The 22,900-nt window shown below is 63.1% G+C and carries 20 protein-coding genes and 1 rRNA gene; 5 read left to right on the forward strand and 16 right to left on the reverse strand.

The window, feature by feature from the left end; all coding sequences use genetic code 11:
• Positions 1 to 329: 329 nt before the first annotated feature.
• From IEG05_RS21325 to IEG05_RS21360, 8 genes are all read right to left on the reverse strand, one after another.
• Positions 330 to 1,220, reverse strand: a complete 891-nt coding sequence (locus IEG05_RS21325; RefSeq protein ID WP_046622332.1) for an alpha/beta fold hydrolase — start codon at positions 1,218 to 1,220, stop codon at positions 330 to 332.
• Positions 1,221 to 1,373: 153 nt separating this feature from the next.
• A complete protein-coding gene (locus IEG05_RS21330; RefSeq protein ID WP_046622335.1) occupies positions 1,374 to 2,366 on the reverse strand; it encodes a TRAP transporter substrate-binding protein in 993 nt (330 codons plus the stop codon).
• Between the two features lie 54 nt (positions 2,367 to 2,420).
• A complete protein-coding gene (locus tag IEG05_RS21335; RefSeq protein ID WP_046622337.1) occupies positions 2,421 to 3,248 on the reverse strand; it encodes an HpcH/HpaI aldolase/citrate lyase family protein in 828 nt (275 codons plus the stop codon).
• Positions 3,249 to 3,284: 36 nt separating this feature from the next.
• The gene (locus tag IEG05_RS21340) at positions 3,285 to 4,490 is read right to left on the reverse strand and encodes a CaiB/BaiF CoA transferase family protein (RefSeq protein ID WP_046622339.1); all 1,206 of its coding nucleotides are present in this window, start codon (positions 4,488 to 4,490) and stop codon (positions 3,285 to 3,287) included.
• A gap of 130 nt (positions 4,491 to 4,620) precedes the next feature.
• Entirely contained in the window at positions 4,621 to 5,973 is a 1,353-nt protein-coding gene (locus tag IEG05_RS21345; RefSeq protein ID WP_046622342.1) for an MmgE/PrpD family protein, read from the reverse strand.
• Complete coding sequence (locus IEG05_RS21350; RefSeq protein WP_046622344.1) at positions 5,970 to 6,374, reverse strand: VOC family protein; 405 nt, start codon at positions 6,372 to 6,374, stop codon at positions 5,970 to 5,972. The genes IEG05_RS21345 and IEG05_RS21350 overlap by 4 nt, the downstream gene beginning before the upstream one ends.
• Before the next feature lie 114 nt (positions 6,375 to 6,488).
• Complete coding sequence (locus IEG05_RS21355) at positions 6,489 to 7,670, reverse strand: acyl-CoA dehydrogenase family protein (protein ID WP_046622346.1); 1,182 nt, start codon at positions 7,668 to 7,670, stop codon at positions 6,489 to 6,491.
• A 207-nt stretch (positions 7,671 to 7,877) separates the two neighbouring features.
• On the reverse strand, positions 7,878 to 8,699 hold the full coding sequence (locus IEG05_RS21360; protein ID WP_046622348.1) for an HTD2 family dehydratase: 822 nt from the start codon (positions 8,697 to 8,699) through the stop codon (positions 7,878 to 7,880).
• A 125-nt stretch (positions 8,700 to 8,824) separates the two neighbouring features.
• On the opposite strand from IEG05_RS21360, the gene IEG05_RS21365 reads away from it, so the two are divergent.
• From IEG05_RS21365 to IEG05_RS21375, 3 genes are all read left to right on the forward strand, one after another.
• The gene (locus tag IEG05_RS21365) at positions 8,825 to 9,718 is read left to right on the forward strand and encodes a LysR family transcriptional regulator (RefSeq protein WP_046622350.1); all 894 of its coding nucleotides are present in this window, start codon (positions 8,825 to 8,827) and stop codon (positions 9,716 to 9,718) included.
• 72 nt (positions 9,719 to 9,790) lie between these two features.
• Complete coding sequence (locus tag IEG05_RS21370) at positions 9,791 to 11,116, forward strand: DUF2254 domain-containing protein (RefSeq protein ID WP_046622351.1); 1,326 nt, start codon at positions 9,791 to 9,793, stop codon at positions 11,114 to 11,116.
• Between the two features lie 140 nt (positions 11,117 to 11,256).
• On the forward strand, positions 11,257 to 12,573 hold the full coding sequence (locus IEG05_RS21375) for an MFS transporter (RefSeq protein ID WP_014820620.1): 1,317 nt from the start codon (positions 11,257 to 11,259) through the stop codon (positions 12,571 to 12,573).
• A gap of 36 nt (positions 12,574 to 12,609) precedes the next feature.
• Here the strand turns inward: IEG05_RS21375 and arfB are convergent, their stop codons facing one another.
• Entirely contained in the window at positions 12,610 to 13,023 is a 414-nt protein-coding gene (gene arfB, locus IEG05_RS21380) for an alternative ribosome rescue aminoacyl-tRNA hydrolase ArfB (RefSeq protein ID WP_046622352.1), read from the reverse strand.
• Positions 13,024 to 13,152: 129 nt separating this feature from the next.
• On the opposite strand from arfB, the gene IEG05_RS21385 reads away from it, so the two are divergent.
• Positions 13,153 to 14,196 carry a metal-dependent hydrolase gene (locus tag IEG05_RS21385; RefSeq protein WP_046622354.1) on the forward strand — a complete coding sequence of 348 codons (1,044 nt, stop codon included), beginning with the start codon at positions 13,153 to 13,155 and terminating at the stop codon, positions 14,194 to 14,196.
• Positions 14,197 to 14,241: 45 nt separating this feature from the next.
• Here the strand turns inward: IEG05_RS21385 and IEG05_RS21390 are convergent, their stop codons facing one another.
• From IEG05_RS21390 to IEG05_RS21415, 6 genes are all read right to left on the reverse strand, one after another.
• The gene (locus tag IEG05_RS21390) at positions 14,242 to 16,194 is read right to left on the reverse strand and encodes a methyl-accepting chemotaxis protein (RefSeq protein ID WP_046622355.1); all 1,953 of its coding nucleotides are present in this window, start codon (positions 16,192 to 16,194) and stop codon (positions 14,242 to 14,244) included.
• 235 nt (positions 16,195 to 16,429) lie between these two features.
• Positions 16,430 to 18,208 carry an ABC transporter ATP-binding protein gene (locus IEG05_RS21395; RefSeq protein WP_023447011.1) on the reverse strand — a complete coding sequence of 593 codons (1,779 nt, stop codon included), beginning with the start codon at positions 18,206 to 18,208 and terminating at the stop codon, positions 16,430 to 16,432.
• Positions 18,201 to 18,809, reverse strand: a complete 609-nt coding sequence (locus IEG05_RS21400; RefSeq protein ID WP_263481122.1) for a DsbA family protein — start codon at positions 18,807 to 18,809, stop codon at positions 18,201 to 18,203. The genes IEG05_RS21395 and IEG05_RS21400 overlap by 8 nt, the downstream gene beginning before the upstream one ends.
• 64 nt (positions 18,810 to 18,873) lie before the next feature.
• Entirely contained in the window at positions 18,874 to 19,809 is a 936-nt protein-coding gene (gene trhO, locus IEG05_RS21405; RefSeq protein WP_046622361.1) for an oxygen-dependent tRNA uridine(34) hydroxylase TrhO, read from the reverse strand.
• A gap of 127 nt (positions 19,810 to 19,936) precedes the next feature.
• The gene (locus tag IEG05_RS21410) at positions 19,937 to 20,233 is read right to left on the reverse strand and encodes a BolA family protein (RefSeq protein WP_080950628.1); all 297 of its coding nucleotides are present in this window, start codon (positions 20,231 to 20,233) and stop codon (positions 19,937 to 19,939) included.
• Between the two features lie 11 nt (positions 20,234 to 20,244).
• Positions 20,245 to 20,751 carry a DUF2059 domain-containing protein gene (locus IEG05_RS21415; protein WP_046622364.1) on the reverse strand — a complete coding sequence of 169 codons (507 nt, stop codon included), beginning with the start codon at positions 20,749 to 20,751 and terminating at the stop codon, positions 20,245 to 20,247.
• A gap of 146 nt (positions 20,752 to 20,897) precedes the next feature.
• Here IEG05_RS21415 and IEG05_RS21420 point away from each other — a divergent pair, with 146 nt between their 5' ends.
• Positions 20,898 to 22,292: a class II fumarate hydratase gene (locus tag IEG05_RS21420; RefSeq protein WP_046622366.1), complete on the forward strand. Its 1,395-nt coding sequence runs from the start codon at positions 20,898 to 20,900 to the stop codon at positions 22,290 to 22,292.
• A 492-nt stretch (positions 22,293 to 22,784) separates the two neighbouring features.
• Here the strand turns inward: IEG05_RS21420 and rrf are convergent.
• A 5S ribosomal RNA gene (gene rrf / locus IEG05_RS21425) occupies positions 22,785 to 22,900 on the reverse strand.

Genomic DNA, 22,900 nt, shown 5'->3' on the forward strand with positions numbered 1-22,900 from the left:
GCTGGCCCGCTAATCAGCAAAATCAGGGTAGAAATCGGCCCAAGAAACGCAGAATAAGGCCGGTAGGTTGAAAAAACCGGGTTGAAAAAGGGGGACGGTGAGAATTGGCTAATTGTTCAGCGTCTCCCTAACTATAATCAGACACCAGTTGGTGCATAACACACCAAACGGGCGTAGTTGATAACATTGCGCCCGCTTCTCCCTCGGAGCTCCCTGGCTCTGGCCTATTAGGGAGGCAGGGTGTTTATACAGCAGCCCAACGAGGCATGAAATTGGTGCCACCAAACTTTGTGCAGCCTGCGACCTGAAAAAGCTCCACCACAGCCGTGTCAATCCTCCTGACAGAACCGCAGAATCGCTTCCGCCACCGCCTGTGGCGCTTCGCGCTGGGGGAAGTGGCCGACGCCTGGCAATAGCTGTCGGTGGTATGGGCCGCTGAACAAGGCCTCACGCCCGGCCGAGGTTTCCGGTGCGTTGCAGGTATCGGCCTCGCCGTGCAGCACCAGCGTCGGCACGGCGAGTACGGGTGGCGGTTGCAGCAGCGCCTCGTCCTGGGCGTAGGCCGGGTCGCCGTCGACGAAGCCCCAGCGGTGGCGATAGGAGTGCAGTACCACGGCAGCCCAGTCCGGGTTGTCGAACGCCTCCAGCGCCTGGATGAAATCCGCCTCCCTGTACCAGCCGGCCGGTGACCAGGTATCCCACAGCAGTCGCGTGAAGGCCGCGCGATCCTCGACTACCGTCTGCTCGCCGCGCGGGGTGGCCATGTACCAGTGGTACCAGTAGTTGCGCGCCTGGCTGAGCGAGATGTGCTGGTTCGGGTCATTGGTGCCGTAGCCCACCGCGAGCATTACCAGCCGTGCGGCGGCGTGATGGCGCAGCCCGCAGGCATTAGCCACCGCCCGTGCGCCCCAGTCGTGGCCGACCAGCACCGGCTGGTCGAGGCGTAATGCGTCGATGAAATCCAGCAGGTCACGGCCCAGCGCGGCGAGCTGACCGCTGCGTGGGGTCAACGGATCAGTGAAACGCGTCTGGCCGAAGCCGCGCAGCGTCGGGCAGAGCACGCGGTAGCCTGCTGCGGCCAGGCGTTCGGCGACCTGGGTCCAGCTCTCCGCGCAATCCGGCCAGCCGTGAACGAGCACGACGACCTGTTGGCCGCGGGGATTCCATTCGAGATAAGCGATATCCAGCACCGGCGTGCTGACAAAGGCATAACGACTCATGCCGGCGTCTCCTTACGTTGGTCGAGCGGTCAGCATAAGCGTTCGTCTGGGTAAAAAAAGCAGGCCCGTCTCATCTGGACGGGCGCCGCACGGTTGACCGATAAGAACCTGGGCGGGAGCACACTGCGCCCCGCTCAGGCGGATGGTTTGGTGTCAGGAGCGGTTGGCTGCCTGGGCCGCCTCGATCAGTTCGACGCCGATCTCGCTCTCGAACTTCTTCCACACCGGTTTCATCGCCTCGCGCCACTGGGCGCGTTGCTCGGGGGTCAGCTCGATGATTTCGGTCTTGCCGGAGGCGGCGATGGTCTGGCGCGCCTTCTGATTGAGTTCGTCCGCCTGGCGGTTAACCTCGACGGTGACCTCGGCCATGATCGCTTCCAGCTCGCTGCGCACGTCATCCGGCAAGCCTTTCCAGAACCTGGTGTTGGTGATCACCATGTAGTCGATCAGGCCATGATCGGACGCGGTCATGTAAGGCTGGACCTCGTGCACCTTCTGGCTTTCATAGTTCGACCAGGTGTCCTCGGTGCCATTGACCACGCCGGTCTGCAAGCCCTGGTAGACCTCGGCGAAGCTCATCTTGCGGGGGTTGGCGCGCACCGCCTTGAACTGCTCATCGAGAACCGCCGAGGCCTGTACGCGGAACTTCAGGCCGCGCGCGTCCTTGGGTTCGCGCAGCGGCTTGTTCGCCGAGAGCTGCTTCATTCCGTTGTGCCAGTAGGCCAGACCGGTGATGTTCTTGTCCTCCATCGCGCGCAGCAGCGCCTTGCCCTGCGGGCCGCTCTGGAAACGATCGGCAGCCGCCAGGTCGTCGAACAGGAACGGCAGGTCATAGATCTGGATGGCCTTGGCGTAATGCTCGAACTTGGCCAGCGAGGGGGCCAGCATGTGCACGTCACCGAGCAGCAGGGCCTCCATTTCCTTGCCGTCGCCGAACAGCGAGGAGTTCGGGTAGACCTCGACCTTCACCTTGCCCGGCAGGCGTTCCTCGGCGAGTTTCTTGAACAGCACGGCGCCCTGCCCCTTCGGTGTGTTGTCCGCCACCACATGGGCGAACTTTATGGTCACGGGGTCGGCGGCATGCACCAGCCCGGCGACAGTGAAAGAAAGCGCGCAGGCGAGTGCCTTGAGCTTGTTACTCAGCATGGAAGTACCCTCTTGTTTTTGTCGGTTGGTACGTTTCGCGGGCAAGCGTTGCGGTCAGGGCACCGCTTGCCCGGCACGTTGCAGCAGGCGACGGGCACGGCCGATGACGGGGGCGTCGACCATCTGTCCGTCCACCACGAAAACCCCATCGCCGGAAGCTCCAGCGGCGAGGATGCGTTGTGCCCAGTCCAGTTCCGCGGCACTGGGCATCAGGGTTTCGTGCACCACGGCCACCTGGCTCGGGTGGATGCACAGCAGGCCGCCAAAGCCCATGTCGCGGGCGTCGGCAGCGGCACGGGCGAGGCCTTCGAGGTTCTTGATGTCGGGAAAGACGCTGTCCAGCGGTGCTGCCAGCCCGGCCAATCGCGACTGCAGCAGCAGCGCATAGCGTGCCTGGTCAAGCATGCGCTCGGCGCCGGCGCTGCCATTGGCCAGGCCGAGATCGAGGCCCAGGTCCAGCGCGCCGAAGGACAGCCGCTCGACACCCTGGGCGTGGGCAATTTCCGCCAGATTGGCCTGCCCGCGGGCACTTTCGACGATTGGCCAGACCGGCTTGCCGCAGCTGGCCGCCAGTGCAACCTGCACCGCGCTTTCGACCTTTGGCAGCAGCACGCCGGCGACGCCGGCATGACGGGCACAGAGCGCCAGGTCCGCGGCCTGCTCGGCATGGGTTGGCGCGTTGATGCGCACCAGCAGGCGCGCCGCCGGGTTGGCAGCCAGGAAGGCATCGAGGTTGCCCCGCGCCTCTGCCTTAAGGTTCTCCGCGACCGCATCCTCGAGGTCGACGATGACCACGTCGGCGCCGCTCGCCAGCGCCTTGGGAATGCGCTCCGGGCGGGTCGCCGGGACGAACAGCGCGCTACGGATGATCGATGAGTTCATGGGCTGGCTCCTGGGCACGCTCATACCGCGCCCTGCTCATACCGCGCCCTGCTCGTGCAAGCGCTGAATGTCGCCGGGGGTGTAACCCAGCTCGGCCAGCAGGCTGTCGGTGTGCTGGCCCAAGGCGGGGATCGGGTCCATGCGCGGGGCGAAGGCACTGTTGCGCCCCGGCGGCAGCAGCGCAGGCAAGCGACCGGCCGGGCTGTCCACCTCGCTCCAGCGCTGGCGCGCCTTTAGCTGCGGATGCGCCCAGACACCGGCCATGTCGTTGACATGCGCATTGGCGATGGGCGCAGCATCCAGCCGGGCGATCACCTCTTCGGCGCTCAGGTGGCTGAACGCCTCGACGATAAGTGCACGCAATTCGGTGCGATGCTCGGAACGCCGGGCATTGCTGGAGAAGCGCTCGTCCTGCGCCAGTTCCGGCTGCAGCAGCACCTTGTCGCAGAACGCCAGCCACTCACGCTCGTTCTGCAGGCCGAGCATCACCGTGCCGCCATCACCAGTGGGGAACGGGCCGTAGGGGTAGATAGTGGCGTGAGCGGCGCCCGCACGCGGCGGCGGCGTCGCGCCCTTATAGGCGTAGTACAACGGGTAGCCCATCCACTCCACCAGGCTTTCGAGCATGGAAACGTCGACGCGGCTGCCCTTGCCCGTCTTGTCGCGCAGCATCAGCGCCGAGAGCACACCGGTGTAGGCGTACATGCCCGCGGCGATATCGGCGATGGAGCAGCCGGCCTTGGCCATCTCGGTCTCACCCGGCCCGCCGGTGACTGAGAGAAAGCCGCCCTCGCTCTGGATCAGCAGGTCATAGGCCTTCTTCTGCTCGTAGGGGCCGCCCTCGCCGTAGCCGGAGATGTCGCAGACGATCAGCCGCGGGAAGCGCTCGTGCAGCGCGTCGAAGGACAGCCCCATGCGCGCCGCGGCGCCCGGCGCCAGGTTCTGCACTAGCACATCGGCACCCGCCAGCAGCTGGTCGAGCACCTGCGTGGCGGCATCCTGCTTCACGTCCAGGGTCAGGCTCTCCTTGGAGCGGTTGGTCCAAACGAAATGCGAGGCCAGGCCGTCGACCCGCTCGTCATAACCGCGGGCGAAATCGCCGGCACCGGGCCGCTCGATCTTGATCACCCGCGCGCCGAGATCGGCCAGCTGGCGCGTGCAGAACGGCGCGGCGATGGCGTGCTCGAGGCTGACCACGGTGATGCCATCGAGTGGGCGGGGTTTGGCTTGGGTGTCGTTCATGTTCGGTTCCTGCAAATTCGGCGTAGGGTGGAAATCGGTGAAGCCATTTCCACGCGTTTGTTCAAGCCCCTGGGGCTCTGGCGCCACATTGGTGGATAAGGCTTCGCCGTCATCGACCCTACGAGTCAGTTCAGGCCAATGCGTCCAGCCGCTGCAGCTCGCGCAGGCGCCAGACCGTATCGATCAGCGCGCCCGCCTGGTCATCGCTGCGCGCCGCGGAGAACTGCACCAGGCGGCGGAACTTGTCCTCCAGCTCGGCGCGGCTCAGCGTGTTGCCCGGGTCGCCCTTCGGCTCGTCGATGGCGCCGTGCAACGTGCGGCCATCGGCGGTGGTCACTTCGACGCGACCGAGCCAGCGTGCCGGGTAGGCGCCGTCCACCTCGGGATCGAGCGTCATCGAGACCTTCTCGCGGAACTCGCCGACACGCGGGTCGCTGAGCGCATGGCTGTGGAATTCGGTCAGGCCGGCATTGCCGTACAGGGCGATCAGCCCCAGCACGGTGCCCATGGAGAACTTGGCCTGATGCACCGTCTGCGGCACCGTCACGCGGCCGAGCACGTCGATCGCGCCCTGGTGCACGCGGGTGGTGACCGAGGCGATGTCATCGGCCCCGAGCCCTTCGCGCTGCATCAGCACCAGCAGCGCATCGGCCGCCGGGTGGGTATGCCGGCAGGAGGCGTGGAACTTGAACGAGGTTTCCGCCAGCGCCCAGCGGCTGCCGAGCCGGTCGGACAGCATGCTCGGCTCGGCATCGCGGGACATGCCCGCCGCCATGCCCTGCTCGCCTTCGAGGATGTTCTGTGCGCCGGTCAGGCCATCGGCGGTCAGGTAGGCGGCGAGCAGGCCATCGGCAGCCGCCTTGGCGGTGTGCAGTTGCTTGGAGTCCGCCGCGTCACGGAGAAACTCCCACAGCCCCGCCGCTTGCGTACCGGCGCTGCCGAGCAGATGGGTGAACTGCTGCTGGTCGAAATCCATCAGCTTGCCAACGGCCACCGCCGCGGCCAGGGTGCCGACCGTCGCGGTGGTGTGGAAGATGCGGTAATGCGAGCGGCCGAGGAACTCGCCGATGCGGATGCCCGCCTCGTAGCCGGCCACCGAGGCCACCAGCAGTTCACGGCCGGACTTGCCGAGATCCTGCGCCGCGGCCAGCGCAGCGGGAAACACCACGGTGGCCGGGTGCAGCACGGAGCTGTTGTGCAGGTCGTCCTGCTCCACCAAATGCGAGCTGGCGGCGTTCACCAGCGTGGCGAAATAGGCCGAGCTGCTCTGGCCGTTGACCAGAATGCGCGCCGGCCCTTCGGCCGGGCCCATACTCTGCGCGTAACGCTCAAACAGCGGAATCGGATGCGATCCGGCGCTGGCCAGGGCCGAGCCGAGCCAGTCGAGAAAGAGGTCTTCGGTGCGGGCGAGCACCGGCTCGGGGATCTGCTCGTAGGCAAGCCCGGCTAGGAATTCGGTCAGGGCACGGGTGTGCTGGCTCATGCGTTGGGCTCCAGCGGATTCTCTAACGGATTGGACAGTTCGATGAGGTTCTGGTCGGGGTCGCGCACGTACACCGAGCGGATCGGTCCGGTCGCGCCGGTGCGCTGCACAGGACCTTCGACGATGGCGACGCCCTGCGCTTCTAGGTGCGCAATGACTCGATCCAATGGCGTGGCGACGATAAAGCAGAGGTCCGCCGAACCCGGCGTCGGCCGCTCGGCCTTGGGCTCGAACTCGCGCCCGGCCTGATGCAGATTGATCTTCTGATTGCCAAAGGTCAGCGCCTTGCGCCCTTCGCCGAAGGTCACCAGCTGCATGCCGAGCACGCGGGTGTAGAAGTCCACCGTCTTTTCGATATCGGCGACGGTGAGGACCAGATGGTCGAGGTGGCTGATATTCATGACGCACTTCCCTCTTTCGTAGGGTGGAAATCGCGAAGCATTTCCACCACCTGTGTCGCCTGTTCGATACGCGTGGAAAAGGCTTCGCCGTTTTCCACCCTACGTTTGGCTCCGTTAGAACGAGCGCGGCAACTCGAGCAAGTGCTCGGCCACGTACGACAGGATCAGGTTGGTGGAGATCGGCGCCACCTGGTACAGCCGGGTCTCGCGGAACTTGCGCTCGACGTCGTATTCGTTGGCGAAGCCGAAACCGCCGTGGGTTTGCAGGCAGGCGTTGGCGGCCTCCCAGCTGGCCTTGGCCGCCAGGTACTTGGCCATGTTGGCCGCCGCCCCGGCATTCCGACCGGCGTCGTATTCCTCGCAGGCGCGCCAGCGCATCAGGTCCGCCGCCTCGATTTCGATGTGCGCTTCGGCGATGGGGAACTGCACCCCCTGGTTCTGCCCGATAGGCCGGCCGAACACCATGCGGTCGCGGGCATAGGCGGCGGACTTCTCGACAAACCAGCGGCCGTCCCCGATGCACTCGGCGGCGATCAGCGTGCGTTCGGCATTCAGCCCATCGAGGATGTAACGAAAGCCCTTGCCCTCCTCGCCAATCAGGCTGCTGGCGGGAATCTCCAGGTTGTCGAAGAACAGCTCGTTGGTCTCGTGGTTGACCATGTTGGCGATCGGCTGCACGGTCAGGCCGTTGCCGATGGCCTCACGCAGGTCGACGAGAAAGATCGACATGCCTTCGGACTTCTTCGTCACCTCGGCCAGCGGCGTAGTGCGTGCCAGCAAGATCATCAGGTCGGAGTGCTGGATGCGCGAGATCCACACCTTCTGCCCGTTGATCACGTACTTGTCGCCCTTGCGCACGGCGGTGGTCTTGATCTTGGTGGTGTCGGTGCCGGTGGTGGGTTCGGTCACGCCCATGGACTGCAGGCGCAGCTCGCCGCTGGCCAGCTTCGGCAGGTAGTAGCGCTTCTGCTCCTCGCTGCCGTTTCTGAGCAGGGTGAACATGTTGTACATCTGCCCGTGGATGGTCCCGGAGTTGCCTCCGCAGTGGTTCACTTCCTCGAGGATCACCGATGCTTCAGCCAGGCCCAGGCCCGAGCCGCCGTATTCTTCCGGAATCATCGCCGAGAGCCAGCCGGCTTCAGTCATGGCCGTGACGAAGGCTTCCGGGAAGCCCTTCTCCTCGTCGATCCTGCGCCAGTACTCGGCGGGAAATTCGGCACAGAGGGCACGCACGCCTTCACGGATGAAATTGAGTTCTTCGTGCCTGGCGTCTTGGTGGTTGTGATTCGTCGTCATCTCGATACGTTCTCGTTGTTAGAGAGGTCGCCCCTCACCCCAGCCCTCTCCCCAGAGGGGCGAGGGAGCTATCCGGTGTACGGTCGGAGGTTATGCCCTGGCAGATGGCATCGCATGTACACCCATCTAGAAACGGACACACCGACCAGTCCCCTCGCCCCCTTGGGGAGAGGGTTAGGGCGAGGGGGCAGAGTCCCGCCATACACCTCAGTCGAATTCCACTTCGGCTTTCTGCGCCAGGCCGTTGTGGTCGCCGGCCCAGAGCTCGGCGTTGCCCGGAGCGACGATGCGTCCGCCGACCTCGAACGGCTGCGGCGCGGTCAGCGGGCGCAGGCCGCGGTAGGCGAAGCGGCGCAGGCGGGCGTCGGGATTGGCGCTGCAGAAGGCGCGCAGGTTGAGCGTGGCGATCAGCGGGCCGTGAACGACCAGGCCGGCATAGCCCTCGGTCTCGGTGACGTAGGGCCAGTCGTAGTGGATGCGATGGCCGTTGAAGGTGACCGCCGAATAACGGAACAGCAGCGTCGGCGTCGGCGTGACCGCTTCGCGCCAGCCACCGGCGACCATGGGTTCGCCGCTGCTGGTCTTCGGCGGGCTCGGCTCACGGTAGACGATATCCTGCTCTTCGCGGATAGCCAGACGGCCGTCCTGCAGGTAGTCGTGCTGCACGGTGACGAACAGCAGCGCACCGGTGCGCCCGTGTTTTTCCTCGATGTGCTTGATGGTCGATACCCGCCGCGCCTCGCCACCGGCTTCCAGCGGACGAAGAAACTCGACCCGGCCGCCGGCCCACATGCGGTTGCGGTTATCGGCCGGGGGCAGGAAGCCGCCGCGCGCCGGGTGACCGTCCCCGCCCAGGCCGCTCTCGGCGATGGGCTCCTGAAAGAAGCACCATTGCCACAACGGCGGCAACGCCTCGCCATGAGCGGGGGTGGTTTCGCCGAATGTGGCGGCGATGCGCATCAGCAGGTTGCGGCTGAGCTGGTCGTGGACTTCTTCGCTGCGGCCAATCCAGGCAGAGATATCGGTCATTGCGGCTTCCGGTCGTTGTCTTTGTTTCACTGGAGAATGCTATGAAGGCGGCGTTCCGTGAATTTGCATTTACCGACACCGGCGTTCGGCTAAGCTGAACGCCGTTCCAAGTACCGGTATCAAGCATGCATTTCGATCTGGCGGACCTGCGCCTGTTCATTCATATCGCCGAATCCCCGAGCCTGACCCAGGGCGCGCGCCGTGCCCATCTGTCACCGGCAGCGGCCAGCGCTCGCATCAAGGCGCTGGAAAGCCAGCTCGACAGCCGCCTCCTCTATCGCGACAGCCGCGGTGTCGAGCTGACGCCGGCCGGACACAAGCTGCTGCAGCACGCGCGGCTGATCATGCGTCAGGTCGATTACTTGAAGAGTGAGTTCACCGAATACGGCACCGATTCGGCCGGACATATCCGTATCTTCGCCAACACCACCGCGGTGACCGAATTTCTGCCGGAAGTGCTGGCGGGCTTTCTCGCCGAGCGCCCCGGCGTAAGCGTTGACCTGCAGGAAAGGCTGAGCCGCGACATCGTCCGTGGCGTGCTCGACGGCAGCACCGACATGGGCATCATCGCCGGGCCGGTACGCGCCGAGGGACTGCAGGTGCTGCATTTCAGCACCGACCGCCTGCTGCTCGCCGTGCCGATCGGCCATCCGCTGGCGGGCGAGCGACAGGTCACGCTGCGCCAGACGCTGGCCTACCAGCACATCGGCCTGCATGAGGGCAGCACGCTGCTGACCTTCCTGCGCGATCAGGTGGAGAGGCTCGGTGGTCAGCTATCGCTGCGCATCCAGGTCTCCAGCTTCGAAGCGGTGTGCCGGATGATCGAGGCCGGTGTGGGCATCGGCATCATTCCCGAATCCGCGGCAAGGCGGCACAGCCGCACCATGCAGCTTGCGCTGGTGGCACTGGAAGAACCCTGGGCGGTGCGCGAGCGCAGCATTCTGGTTCGCGAACTGGACGCGCTGCCCGGTAGCGTTCGTGCACTGATCGCGACTCTCGTTCCCGACGACAAGGCGTGAGCGAACGTTACGCGCCGGATGCTGCCGAAAGGCGGGTAGCCCCGCTTCGGCGGACCATCGCAGGGAGCCACCATGTCCGCACTGACCAATCGACTGTTCCGGCTGTATCACCGAGTCACCGGCAGCATCGCCTTCTACCCGACCCTGATCGCCCTCGGCTTGGCCGTCCTTTGCGTCGTTACGATCCTGCTGGAGATGACCTGGCTGCAGCCGTACAAGGAAGACCTGGATCTGGGGCTGGTGAAGAACGCCGAGAACGCCCGGTTGATCCTCGGCACGCTGGTCGGCGGGATCATTTCGCTGATGGTGTTCAGCTTCTCGATGGTGATGGTGGTGCTCAACTCGGCCGCCTCGTCGCTGTCACCGCGAGTCATTCCCGGGCTGATCAGCAGCCGCAGCCATCAAGTGGTGCTCGGCGTCTATCTCGGCACGATCATCGATTCGCTGATGCTGATCTCGACCATTCAGGAAGGCGACGACATCAACGTACCGAGCCTGGGCATCTTCCTGGCGCTGGGGCTCGCGGTGATCTGCCTGTGTTTGTTCGTGTACTTCATTCGCTCCATATCGCTGTCGATCCAGGTGGATTACATCCTCAATCGCGTTTACAAGCAGACCTACGCCCAGCTGCAACAACGACGGGAGCGACTGGAGCGTTGCGAAGTCGCCGACTGGCCGGACGACAGCGGCTGGCAGACCGTCCGGGCGCGGCGCTCCGGCTATTTCAAGGCGCTGAACATCTCTGCGGTGCAGGATCTGCTCAACGAACAGGACGCCTGTATGACCGTGCAGGTGCACTACGGCTTTTTCGTCATGCCCGGCCATCCGTTGATCCGGCTGAGCAAAGAGCTGGACGAACAATGCGTCACGCAGTTGCTCGACTGTTTCGATTTCTACGTCGAGGAATACGCCCACCGGCATTTTTTCTTCGGCTTCAAGCAGATCATCGAGATTGCCGTACGCGCGCTAAGCCCAGGCATCAATGATCCGGGAACGGCGATCAAGGCGATCGACATGATAGGCGTGCTGCTCAGCGAACGAATGAAGTTGCCGGACTACGATGTCGCCCCCGAACAGGGTGCGCCACGGGTCTTCCTCAGCGAGCTCGATCTGCATCAGATGCTCCTGCTGGCCTTCGGCTCGCTGCGTGCATACGGCAAAGAGGACCTGCAGGTGCTGCTGACCCTGCTTCAGGCGTGCAAGAACCTCCTCTTCAGCGCGACGGACGCCGAGGACGAACGGGTGATCCTGCACCACGCCCAGGCGATCCTCGAACAGGCATCCACCTTGCTGAACGGCGCGCTGGATCGCTGCGCCGTAGCCGAGGCTGTGCAGTTACTGAACCAGGCTGTGCGTCACGCCGAGCCGCTGGAGAACACGCTGACGCGGGAGTCCTGAACATGCGCTCTGCCCTGGGCGGAGGCACGACAGCCCGGCCCGCCTCAATCATCTACAAATCAAACAGTTGCATTTCGTTGTGCTCGACGCAGGACGCGCCGCGACTTGTTTTCAGCCATCTCGTTATTTAGGGTGTCCCGATGAAAACCTTGATCGCACCTATCAGCTCCCTGCTCGCTGGCGTGGCTCTGCTCCTGCTCGGGCACGGGCTGCTCAATACTTTGCTTACGCTGCGCGGCGTTGCCGAAGGCTACTCCACCGGCATGATCGGCCTGCTGATGTCCGGCTATTTCGCCGGCTTCCTGATCGGCACCTGGCTGGCGCCCTCGCTGATCCGCCGCATCGGCCACATCCGCACCTTCGCCTTTTATGCCGCGCTGGCGGCGGTCGCCGTACTGGTGCACGTGCTGATCGTCAACCCGTGGGTGTGGCTTGTACTGCGGGTGCTCTACGGGGTGTCGCTGGTCACGCTGTACATGGTCATCGAAAGCTGGCTGAACGCGCAGGTCAGCGGCGAAAAGCGCGGCCAGGTTTTTGCCCTATACATGGCGGTTAACCTCGGCGCGCTGGCGGCTGCCCAACAGCTGTTGAGCCTCGACACGCCGATGAACTTCACGCTGTTCGCGCTGGCCGCCATCCTCATCAGCAGCGCGCTGATGCCGATCACCCTGACCCGCCAGGCGCAACCCGCGCTGCCGGACATGCCAGCCACCGATTTGCTGCAACTGGCGCGCATCGCCCCGCTGCCGTTGATGGCGGCCGGTATTTCCGGGCTCACGCTGGGCGGTTTCTGGGGTCTGGCGCCGGTATATGCGAGCCAGGTCGGTTTCGATGCCGCCGGTGTCGGCCTGCTGATGAGCATCACGATTCTCGGCGGCGCGGTGCTGCAATGGCCAATCGGGCTGTTTTCGGACAAGCATGACCGGCGTGTCGTGCTGCTCTGGGTGGTGGCGATCGCGGCGGTCCTGGCGCTGGTGATCACACCGATCCTGTCCGGCTCGCTGCTGCTGGGGCTGATGTTTCTCTGGGGCGGGCTGGCATTTTCGATCTATTCGATAGCCGTTGCGCAGATGGTCGATCAGTTGCACCCGGACGAAATCCTTTCGGGTTCCAGCGGCCTTTTGCTGGCCAACGGCTTCGGTGCGGCGTTCGGCCCGGTGGTGGCCGGTGGTCTGATGCACCTGTTCGGCCATATCGCCCTGCCACTATTCTTCGCCGTGTCGCTGGGCATCCTCGCGATCTACTCGTTCTGGCGCCCGCGTCGCGTAGTGGATTTGGTCACCGAGCCGCACGGTCATTTCACACCCATGCTGCGTACCAGCCATACCGTGCTGGAGCTGATGCCCGACACCCCGGAAGTCGAAGCTGATGCTGCGCCGGCCAACGAGGCGGAAATGGTCGACGAGCATCCGGTCGCGCAGGACGAGCCGATGCCACCACGGACCGGCACCCTGTAGCCGGCTGCTCCGCGGCGGCGTGGCGACACAGGCCGATCAGAAGTCGACCTTCCCCCGCCCTGCCTTGATCGCGCCGCGCTTGGTTTTGCCTTCGAGCCGGCGCTTCTTCGAGCCGAGCGTCGGCTTGGTCGGGCGGCGCGCCTTCTCCACCTTGGCCACGCTGCGAATCAGTTCAGCCAGTCGCTCCAGCGCATCGAGGCGGTTGTGCTCCTGGGTTCGATACCGCTGCGCCTTGATGACGACCACGCCTTCGCTGGTGATCCGGCTGTCGCGCAGGGCCAGCAGCCGCTCCTTATAGAACGGCGGTAATGACGACGCCTGGATGTCGAAGCGCAAGTGCAACGCGCTGGAAACCTTGTTGACGTTCTGCCCGCCCGCACCCTGGGCGCGGATGGCAGTCAGTTCGATCTCGGCATCCGGCAACTGCACCGCATTGGAAATTTCCAGCATGAAAGCTCGCGGCAGACGATGGGTGTCGGTGATTGTCCTGCGCGCCGCCGACACACTTTTTAGAACATTGGCCGTCAGCTGCCGGCAGCCGTTCGGCTAAGGTAAACGCCCGCCCCAACGGATCAGAACATGGACTCGATCACCCAGGCTCTACTCGGTGCCAGTGTACAAGGCGCTATGCTCGGTCGCTGGCAGGGTCGCAAGGCGCTCGCTTACGGCGCGGTGCTCGGCACTCTGCCGGATCTCGATGTGGTCATCGACTACGGCGATGCGGTCGCCAACATGACCTATCACCGTGGCTTCAGCCATTCGTTGTTCGTGCTGAGTTTGCTCGCCGTTCTGCTGACCTGTCTGATCAGGCGATTCCGCCCGGACGAGCGATACACCGCTACACGACTGTTCCTCAGCATCTGGTTGGTGCTGATCACTCACGTCCTGCTGGACGCCTTCACCAGCTATGGCACGCAGCTGCTCTGGCCACTGATCACGTCGCCTATCGCCTGGTCCAGCGTATTCATCATCGATCCTCTCTACAGCGTGCCACTGCTCATTGCGGTGCTGGCGGGTCTGCTGTTTGGCCTGCGCGGACGCAGGGCCAGATGGCCCGCCTACGCCCTGGCCATTTCCACCTGTTACCTGGGGTTCACCCTGGCCGGCAAACAGATGGCCGAGCACCGCGTGCAGGCGACCATGGCTAGCCAGGGGATCCAGGCGGAGCAGATGTTCAGCACACCAACACCCTTCAACAGCCTGCTGTGGCGGGTGATTCTGGTGGATGGCGAGCACTATTACGAAACGCTGGTCAGCTGGTGGGATGCTGCACCACCCAGCCTCGTGCGGCTTCCACGCAACGCGCAGCTGGCCGTGGAGCTCAATGGCTCAGAGCAGCACGAACGCTTGAAATGGTTTACCGGAAACGTGCTGCGCTATGACGTGGATGGCGATCAGCTACTGGTGACCGACCTGCGGCTGGGCATGACCGGCTTTCATCCATTCCGCTTTCCGCTGGCAGAGCGATCTGCCGAAGGCTGGCAGCTTATCGCGCAACCCGAACGACTGCCGGCCAACCGGGGCGACATGAGCCGCCTCGTCAGCCTGTGGCAGCGCATCTGGCAGCAGGAGCCAGCGCTACCTCTGGCCGCCTGGGCCGCTGAACTGAACGGCGGTCGCTGAAGAAAGCGGCTCAAGGAGCTTGAGCCGCATACATCCCTACGCGGGTCAGGTGCGGAACTGACGAACCAGTTCCTGCAATTCCAGTCCCAGGCGTGCCAGCTCGGCGCTGGCACTGGCGGTGTGCTCGGTGGCACTGGCGCTCTGGTCACCGATATCCCGCACGCGGGTCACGCTCTCGGAAATGTTCTCGGCCACGGCGCTCTGCTGCTCGGCAGCTGCCGCGATCTGCTGGTTCATCTGCTCGATGGTCGACACCGACTCCGTGATCCGGCCAAGCGCGACGCCGGCCTCGTTGGCCAGATCTACGGTCCGTTGAGTCAGGTCACGGCTGCTCTGCATCTGCTCCACCGCCTGCTGCGCAACCCGCTGTAGGTTGGCGATAAGCCCCTCGATTTCCTCGGTGGAATCATGGGTACGCCGCGCCAGGGCACGAACCTCATCAGCCACCACGGCGAAGCCGCGGCCCTGCTCGCCGGCACGGGCCGCTTCGATGGCCGCATTGAGTGCCAACAGATTGGTTTGCTCGGCAACCGCTCGAATCACCTCGAGCACGCTGCCAATACGCCCGCTTTCAGCGTGCAGCGCTTCGATCGCATGTGCCGACTGATTCACCTCGCCGGCCAGGTTGCCGATCTGTCCGACGGCATCCTGCACCACCAGATCGCCCTGCCGCGCCTGCTGATCCGCCTGGCGCGCGGCAATGGAAGCCTGCTCGGCATTGCGTGCAACCTCCTGCACCGTCGCAGCCATCTCGTGCATCGCGGTGGCCACCTGCTCGGTCTCGACGCGCTGAGTCTGTACGCCGGCGCTGGTTTGCGCGGTCACCGCCGAAAGCTGATCGGCGGCTGCGGCGATCTGGCTGACGCTGCCACCGATACGACCGATCAGGTTGCGCAGGCTTTCGGTCATGTCGTGCATGGCGTTCTGCAGTTGCCCGACCTCGTCACGACGCGAGCTTGCCGCGGAGTACGTCAGATCACCGCTGGCGACCCGCTGTGCCTGCTGGACGGTGCTGCGAAGCGGGCCGACGATCATTCGCGAGATCACCGTGGCGGCCAGCAGGCCGACGAGAATGGCCAGCGCGCCAATCACGCCGAGCAACATGTAGCTGCTGCCTTTCTGTTGCTGCATGGCGCTGCTGGCATTGGCCAAGGCCTCGTCGGCAGCAGCGATCACGACTTCGGACTGCTGGGCCATTGACTGTTCGAGCGCGAGGCGTTCGCTACGATTCTGACGGAACTCGTCGAACGCCAGCCTGTACTGGTCCAGCTCGGCCAAGGCCTTGTCCATGGAAGCCTTCTGGTCATCGTTCAGCCAGATCTTGAGATTGCTGCCGATGGTGGTCACGTTCCCGTGCAAGTCGCTCCAGCTGGTGGCTGCTTCATCCGAGCTGTTGGCAACGTAGACATTCTCCAGAGTACGCATGTCCAGGATCTGCTTGGTCAGGCCCGAAGTCGCCTCGGCGACGGTCAGCGGATCGCTTCCCTTGAGCCGATCTCCCTCCAGTCGCAGCACCCGTACCGCATCGTACATGTCCAGCTCGATGAACTCGAACTCCTCGCGACTGACCTGAGCGGCCTCCTGCATCCGCGTACGTAGCGCGACGCCGCGCTCGATCAGCTGCATGTAACGGTCGAACTTTTGCGCGTATTCATCCGCAGCCTGGCTGATCCGCATCAGATAGGCCCGCTCGGCGGCATCGGAGCTGGTGGTCAGGCCGGCGAGCTTCTGATTCAGTTGCTGCAGCGAGCCGTGCAGCGCTTCGGCTGAAGACGACTGACGGGTCAGCGCGTAGTCCCGCTCGGCACCACGCGCTGCCAGGATGGAGGCGTTGACGCTGGAAAGCTGCTCGATCTGCCGGGCCCGGCCAAGGATTTCATCGACGGCAACGAACCCGGTACCGGCCACTCCAAGCGTGAGCAGCAGTACCAGGCCGAAACCACCGATGAGCTTTTTGCCGACCGAGAGATTAGTGAGTGAATTCAGCACTGGTTCCATCAGAGAAGTTCCACAAAAGAGGCACGAATGGGAAGTCGGCAGAGATTACTAATAGTTGAGCGTTGCGGCTGGATATTTTTGGCGCCTTAAGACTGACGGTAAGTGCCAACGACCTTCGCCTTTCGCGGCCGCCGCCAGGACATTCACCTATGGGTGCGGATCAGCTGCGGCTTTCAGCCAAGCCCCAGCGGCGAACTCGGTGACCCGCTGCGGGTGAATGACGTGCCTGCAACAGCTAGTGCTGCAGGTGCCCATAGAGCCGAGCGTAAAGCCCACCCTCGGCGATGAGCTGCTGGTGGCCGCCGTCTTCGGCGATGCGGCCACCGTCGAAGACCAGTACACGATCCGCCTGTTTCACCGCCGACAGGCGATGGGCAATGATCAGCGTCGTACGCCCCTGAAGGAAACGATTGAGGCCTTGGTGCAGGGCATACTCCGTCGCCGCATCCAGCGCAGAGGTGGCTTCATCGAGAATCACGACCTTCGGCTCGGCCAGGATCATGCGTGCTACGGCCAGGCGCTGCCGCTGACCGCCGGACAGACGCACGCCGGAGCGGCCGACGATGCTGTCCAGACCGTTCGGTAATTGACGAATGGTGTCAGCCAGCTGAGCGATCTCCAGCGCCCGCCAGCAGGCGTCGTCATCTCGCTCGCGGCCCATCATCAGGTTGGCTCGCACGCTGTCGTTGAACAACGCAGGGTGCTGCAGCACCACTGCAACGTTGTCGCGCACAGTGCCCAGCCCGATCTCTTCAAGCGCCACGCCGCCGAACTGGATCTGCCCGGCCTGCGGCTGATAGAGGCCCAGCAGCAGTTGCACCAGGGTGCTCTTGCCGCCACCGCTGGCTCCGACGATTGCGACCTTCTCGCCCGGCGCGATGCTGAGATCAAGCCCTTCCAGAATCGGTTCATCCTGATAGGCAAAGCGCAGACCTCGTACATCGATCGCCACCGTCGTCTGGCCGGCGAAAGGATCGCGTCCTCCGGCGTACTGCGGCTCGTCCGCCCGCGCCAGCAGCTGGTTGATGCGGCCCAGCGCACCGCCAGCTGCGTAGAAGGCGTACTGCAGGCTCAACAGTTGCTCCACCGGACCGATCATGAACCAGAGGTAGCTGAAGACCGCCAGCATCTGGCCGATCGACAGATCGGAAAACAGCACAGTGAGCATTGCCGCGGCGCGAAACACGTCAATGCCGAACTGGAACAGCAGGCCACTGGCACGGTTGGACGCGTCGGTCTTCCACTGCGAAGCAACCGCGTAGTCGCGTACCTCCCGCGCGCGCAAACCCAGGCGACCGAGGAAGAATCCCTGCCGGTTGCCGGCGCGCACTTCCTGGATGGCGTCGAGGGTTTCCGTGAGCGCCTGGGTGAAGCGCGACGTGCTGTCGTTCTCCAGCTTCTTCAGGTGCTTTACGCGCTTGCCCAGCTGCACCGTGGCGTAGATCACCAGCGGATTGAACAGGAGAATCAACAACGCCAGCTGCCAGTGCATCCACACCAGAATGGCCGCCGTGCCGAAAATCGACAGCACGGCCACCAGCAGACGGCTGAGCGTATCGCCGATGAACTTGTCGATGGTCTCCAGATCAGTGACCAGGTGCGCTGCTACCGTGCCGCCGCCGAGGCTTTCGTATTCCGCCAGGGCAATGCGCTTGAGCCGCTCGATCAGGCGCACGCGAATGCGGTACACGATGTCCTTCGAAAGCCGAGCGAACAGGCGCGCCTGCAGCACGTTGAACACCAGCGCAGAAGACCGCAATACCAGGGTCACGCCGAGCATGAGCCCGATATAGCCGACAGCGGTTTCCCAGCTGGCAGGCAGAAAGCGATCCATGATCTGCAGCGCCGAGTCGCCCGCTCCGAGCAGCACCTCGTCGACCAACAGCGGCAGCAGCAACGGAATCGGCACACTGCAGAGCGTCGCCAGCACGGCAACCAGATTCGCCAGGATCAGCGCTTTGCGATGGTGCAATGCGAGCCGGCGTATCTCTGCCCAGCTGAGTTGGTCAGGCATGGGCGTTACGCTCCAGCCAGCGTTCCAGTAGCGGGCTTAGTGCAGACAGCGGTTGATAGCCGTTGGTGACCAGCGCCAGTTGCCCTTCGTGCTCGGCCAGCACTGTGGGGAAGCCGGCAATGCCGAGGTTCTCGACCCAGGTGAAGTCAGCCACGGTGGCTGCCTTGGTGGCCGGGTCGTCATAACGCTCGGCGAACTGACTCCGCGAAAGACCTGCGGTCTCGGCCAGGTCCACCAGCACCGCTGGCAGGGTCACATCGAACCCGTGCTGGTAGAACGCCTGCTGAATCGCCAATGACAGCGACCAGACGCGAGATTCATCGAGGCTGCGAGCAGCGACAAGCGCACGGCAGGCGGGCTCCGTGTCGTAGATCAACGCGTCAGGCAAGCCCTTATCCAGATTGAACGACTGACCTGTCGCCGAGTGCACGGCCTGCCAGTAGGACAGCGTGCGCTGCCGCCCTGCCTGATCCATAACGCCCTGCTCGCGACGCAGCCCGCCCACCCTCAGCCCTAGCGATACGCCCTGAGCCGCGGCTTGCTCGGCCAGCGCCGTCATTACCGGCGCGAATCCCCAGCACCAGGAGCACATTGGGTCCATCACATAGATCAGTCGGGCCACTTCGATACTCCAATGGCAGGCTGTGGCGCAGCAGCCAGTTGGCTCAGCGGTCTAGTTTTCGCGGGTCGCGGCCGATGGGATGCGGCTGATTGCGCTGACGCGCCAGCTCAATCTGTTTCTGCCGTTCGCGAGCGCCGGCGCGCGTCTTCTCACTTAACGTATCCCAGCAATGCGGACAGCTGATACCCGCAGCGTAGTGCTCCGATTGACGATCTTCCACGGATAGCGGTGCGCGGCAGGCATGGCACAGATCGAACTCACCGACGCTGAGGTCATGCCGCACGGTCACGCGGTTATCGAACACGAAGCAGTCGCCTTGCCATCGACTTTGCGTCTCCGGCACCTCCTCCAGATACTTGAGGATGCCGCCCTTGAGGTGATAAACCTCCTCAAAGCCCTCACCAAGCATATAGCTCGACGCCTTCTCGCAGCGAATGCCGCCGGTGCAGAACATTGCGACCTTCTTATGCTTTGCTGGGTCGTAGTAAGCCTTGATGTAGTCAGGAAAGTCTCGGAACGATTTGGTCTTCGGGTCGACCGCACCTTCGAACGTACCGATTGCCACTTCGTAGTCGTTACGGGTGTCGATCAGCAACACTTCCGGATCGGCGATCAGCGCGTTCCAGTCTTGCGGCTCGACATAGGTTCCAACCTGCCGATTCGGATCGACACCCTCAACGCCGAGCGTGACGATCTCCTTCTTCAGCTTGACCTTGGTGCGATAGAACGGCTGCTCGTCGCAGTACGATTCCTTGTGGTCGATGTCGGTAAGGCGGTCATCGAGCCGAAACCATTCAAGCAGCGCATTGATGGCCTCGCGGGTACCGGAGACCGTGCCATTAATGCCCTCTTCCGCGAGCAGTAAGGTCCCCTTGATCCCATGTGCTGTGAGGGTTTCGAGCAAGGGTTCGCGCAGAGCAAGGTAATCAGGCAGCGATACGAACTTGTACAGCGCTGCCACAACGATTTTTCGTGTCATGGGTACTTCCGGCAGTGGTCACCCGCGTAAAGGGTGGACCGGATACAAACGAAAGCGCCGGCGTGGGCCGGCGCGGGGAGGAAGTCTAACAAAGAAAGGCAAGAATGGTCCCGTGCGAGACGGCGCGCTATTTATGCCCACCAGCACAAACCGGTGATGCCGGGGCCGTGCCTTGTTGCGCCCACTCCTCAGGCGTATAGGTATGCAGCGCAAGGGCATGGATCTGTTGCATCAGTGCCCCCATCGCGGCATAAGCCTTTTGGTGGCGCTTGACCGAATTCAGTCCGGTGAACTGCTCGCTGACGATCACGGCTTTGTAATGTGTTTCCTGCCCGCGACTGTGTGTGTGGCTTTCATCGAGCACTTCAAGTTGCTCGGGCTGCAAGGCTTGCAGGGCGTCTTGGATCAAATCGAGCTTGCGCATAGCAGGGTCTCTTAAGGCTTCTGTTTCTCGAGTTCGGCCGTCATCTCGGACAGCAGGTTATTCACTTCCGGCACCGCGCTTTCCAACTTGACCTGGGTAAGCTGAGCCGAGCGAGCATTGAGCTCCGGCAGCTTGCTGAGCATCTTCTTACCGAGTGGCGACTCATAAAAATCGATCAGCTGATTCAGTTCCGCTTCGGAGAACTGGTTGGTGTACAAAGCGACCAGATCCGGCTTCAGCTTGTCCCACCCTATAGCCTTGTCCAAAGCAGTATTGGCCTGAGCCTGATAGCGCTCAAGCAGCGCCTTCTTGGTATCTGGCGCCTGCGCTTCGGCAAAACGCTGCGCAAACATCTGCTGCACTTGGGCATAAACAGGTACGGCGAGCCGGTCAGCATTGGCAAGCTGCAGAAAACGTTCTGCACTTCCCGCATGGCTCGCACTATCGGCAAAAGCCGATGAACTGATACAGATGAACAGCGCTGCAGCGCGCAGGGTCTGGACACGAAAAGTCGACATTGGAAATCCTTGGGCTGGCTATAGGTAGCCCTCAATGGACACATTCTGCGCTCGGAGTTCCAATGCCTCAAGCGGCCGAAGGCAAAGCTACGGAACTGCCGATGCCGCAGGGCAGCCTAACCAGCAATATTGAGCAGGAGCATGGCATGACGCGTATAGAGACCGACAGTCTGGGGCAAGTCGAAGTACCGGAACAGGCTTACTGGGGCGCACAGACGCAGCGATCGCTGAGCAACTTCGCGATTGGTAGCGAGCGAATGCCGATCCAGGTGCTGCATGCGTTAGCGCTGATCAAGAAAGCTGCAGCGCGTGTAAACAATCGAATTGGTGATCTGCCGCCCGACATCGCGCGCCTGATCGAGCAAGCCGCGGATGAGGTTCTGCATGGTCAGCACGACGACCAGTTTCCGCTGGTCGTCTGGCAAACCGGCAGCGGCACGCAGAGCAATATGAACGTCAACGAGGTGATCGCGGGTCGCGCTAACGAGCTGGCCGGCGGCAACCGAGGCGGCAAGGCGCCAGTCCATCCGAACGATCACGTTAATCGCGCGCAGAGCTCCAACGACTGCTTCCCGACAGCAATGCACATTGCGGCCGCCAAAGCCGTGCACAGCCAACTGCTGCCTGCCATTGCAGAACTGTCCGGTGGACTGGCAGAGCTTGCAGTGCGACACAATAAGCTGATCAAGACCGGACGCACCCATCTGATGGATGCAACTCCGATTACCTTCGGCCAGGAGATGTCGGCGTTCGTCGCGCAGCTCGATATCGCCGAACGCACGATCCGTCAGTGCCTGCCGGCTGTTTATGAACTGGCGCAGGGGGGTACTGCGGTAGGCACCGGTTTGAACTCGCCACACGGCTTCGCCGAAGCCATCGCAGCGGAGCTGGCCGCTCTCTCGGGCCTCCCCTTCGTCTCCGCCCCAAACAAGTTCGCCGCGCTGGCCGGACATGAGCCGCTGGTCGCGATGTCCGGTGCGCTGAAGACGCTGGCCGTCGCGTTGATGAAGTTGGCCAATGATCTTCGTCTGCTCGGCTCCGGTCCGCGCGGGGGATTCGCTGAGGTGCGATTGCCAGCCAACGAACCAGGTAGTTCGATCATGCCCGGCAAGGTCAATCCAACCCAATGCGAAGCCTTATCAATGCTAGCTTGCCAGGTCATGGGCAATGACATGACGATCAGCTTTGCAGCGAGTCAAGGACATCTGCAATTGAACGTATTCAAGCCGGTGATCATTCATAACCTGCTTCAATCGGTCCAACTGCTGTCCGATGGATGCCGCAACTTCAACGCTCATTGCATTTCCGGATTAGAGCCGGACCCGGCGCGTATGGCCGAGCATCTGGAACGCGGGCTTATGCTGGTAACCGCACTGAATCCTCACATCGGCTATGACCGGGCAGCTGAAATCGCGAAGAAGGCCTATGCGCAAGGCACCACATTGCGCGAAGCAGCCATGGAGCTTGGTTACCTTACCAGCGAGGAGTTCGATCAATGGGTTCGTCCAGAGACGATGCTTGAAGCCGGACAAAGGGAATAACGGTGTAGCGGAAGCGTCTGTCTACTGTGTGCTCTCAACACGCCTGCCGCCAACCTTAGGTCGCGCTGTGCGGCTAGGGCTGCCTAAGCCCAGCCCAGAGCAATGTATCTAGACGACAGCTGCGGGCGGCTCCAGCTCAAGCATTTGCTAGTGCCGGCCAAGACCCAACGGCTGGCTCTGCTCCATCACTTCGGGGCTGTTAGGACTGAACACTACGTGGTTGTCGGGGGCAGGCTTCTGTTTTAACACCACCCCAAAGCATCCGACCTGAATGAACTTTATAAGCTTGCAATGCAGCAATGCAGCAATGCAATTGAAGGGTTGGTGGTTGGTCGCCCCCCCGGCTCCAGGCAGACGAAAACAGCACAAGATAACTGCAGTTCAGCTGCACTATCGGCAATTCCAGCACCGCCTTCTTAGCGCGTTGTGCTTTTCTCTGCCCCAAAAGCAAACCCCCGACCCGCTTACGCGGGTCGGGGGTTTGGGAAAGGAGCTTGACGATGACCTACTCTCACATGGGGAGACCCCACACTACCATCGGCGATGCGTCGTTTCACTACTGAGTTCGGGAAGGGATCAGGTGGTTCCAACGCTCTATGGTCGTCAAG

Origin of the sequence: Stutzerimonas kunmingensis (assembly GCF_014764705.1) — a bacterium.
Classification (GTDB): domain Bacteria; phylum Pseudomonadota; class Gammaproteobacteria; order Pseudomonadales; family Pseudomonadaceae; genus Stutzerimonas.

What these genes read in the sequence shown, in the direction of transcription:
- IEG05_RS21360 (WP_046622348.1), bottom strand. Translation starts at nt 8,699, where the DNA reads ATGACCGATATCTCTGCCTGGATTGGCCGCAGCGAAGAAGTCCACGAC.
- IEG05_RS21420 (WP_046622366.1), top strand. Translation starts at nt 20,898, where the DNA reads ATGACGCGTATAGAGACCGACAGTCTGGGGCAAGTCGAAGTACCGGAA.
- IEG05_RS21325 (WP_046622332.1), bottom strand. Translation starts at nt 1,220, where the DNA reads ATGAGTCGTTATGCCTTTGTCAGCACGCCGGTGCTGGATATCGCTTAT.
- IEG05_RS21330 (WP_046622335.1), bottom strand. Translation starts at nt 2,366, where the DNA reads ATGCTGAGTAACAAGCTCAAGGCACTCGCCTGCGCGCTTTCTTTCACT.
- IEG05_RS21390 (WP_046622355.1), bottom strand. Translation starts at nt 16,194, where the DNA reads ATGGAACCAGTGCTGAATTCACTCACTAATCTCTCGGTCGGCAAAAAG.
- IEG05_RS21385 (WP_046622354.1), top strand. Translation starts at nt 13,153, where the DNA reads ATGGACTCGATCACCCAGGCTCTACTCGGTGCCAGTGTACAAGGCGCT.
- IEG05_RS21395 (WP_023447011.1), bottom strand. Translation starts at nt 18,208, where the DNA reads ATGCCTGACCAACTCAGCTGGGCAGAGATACGCCGGCTCGCATTGCAC.
- IEG05_RS21375 (WP_014820620.1), top strand. Translation starts at nt 11,257, where the DNA reads ATGAAAACCTTGATCGCACCTATCAGCTCCCTGCTCGCTGGCGTGGCT.
- IEG05_RS21345 (WP_046622342.1), bottom strand. Translation starts at nt 5,973, where the DNA reads ATGAGCCAGCACACCCGTGCCCTGACCGAATTCCTAGCCGGGCTTGCC.
- arfB (WP_046622352.1), bottom strand. Translation starts at nt 13,023, where the DNA reads ATGCTGGAAATTTCCAATGCGGTGCAGTTGCCGGATGCCGAGATCGAA.
- IEG05_RS21410 (WP_080950628.1), bottom strand. Translation starts at nt 20,233, where the DNA reads ATGCGCAAGCTCGATTTGATCCAAGACGCCCTGCAAGCCTTGCAGCCC.
- IEG05_RS21400 (WP_263481122.1), bottom strand. Translation starts at nt 18,809, where the DNA reads ATGGACCCAATGTGCTCCTGGTGCTGGGGATTCGCGCCGGTAATGACG.
- IEG05_RS21355 (WP_046622346.1), bottom strand. Translation starts at nt 7,670, where the DNA reads ATGACGACGAATCACAACCACCAAGACGCCAGGCACGAAGAACTCAAT.
- IEG05_RS21340 (WP_046622339.1), bottom strand. Translation starts at nt 4,490, where the DNA reads ATGAACGACACCCAAGCCAAACCCCGCCCACTCGATGGCATCACCGTG.
- IEG05_RS21335 (WP_046622337.1), bottom strand. Translation starts at nt 3,248, where the DNA reads ATGAACTCATCGATCATCCGTAGCGCGCTGTTCGTCCCGGCGACCCGC.
- IEG05_RS21415 (WP_046622364.1), bottom strand. Translation starts at nt 20,751, where the DNA reads ATGTCGACTTTTCGTGTCCAGACCCTGCGCGCTGCAGCGCTGTTCATC.
- trhO (WP_046622361.1), bottom strand. Translation starts at nt 19,809, where the DNA reads ATGACACGAAAAATCGTTGTGGCAGCGCTGTACAAGTTCGTATCGCTG.
- IEG05_RS21370 (WP_046622351.1), top strand. Translation starts at nt 9,791, where the DNA reads ATGTCCGCACTGACCAATCGACTGTTCCGGCTGTATCACCGAGTCACC.
- IEG05_RS21350 (WP_046622344.1), bottom strand. Translation starts at nt 6,374, where the DNA reads ATGAATATCAGCCACCTCGACCATCTGGTCCTCACCGTCGCCGATATC.
- IEG05_RS21365 (WP_046622350.1), top strand. Translation starts at nt 8,825, where the DNA reads ATGCATTTCGATCTGGCGGACCTGCGCCTGTTCATTCATATCGCCGAA.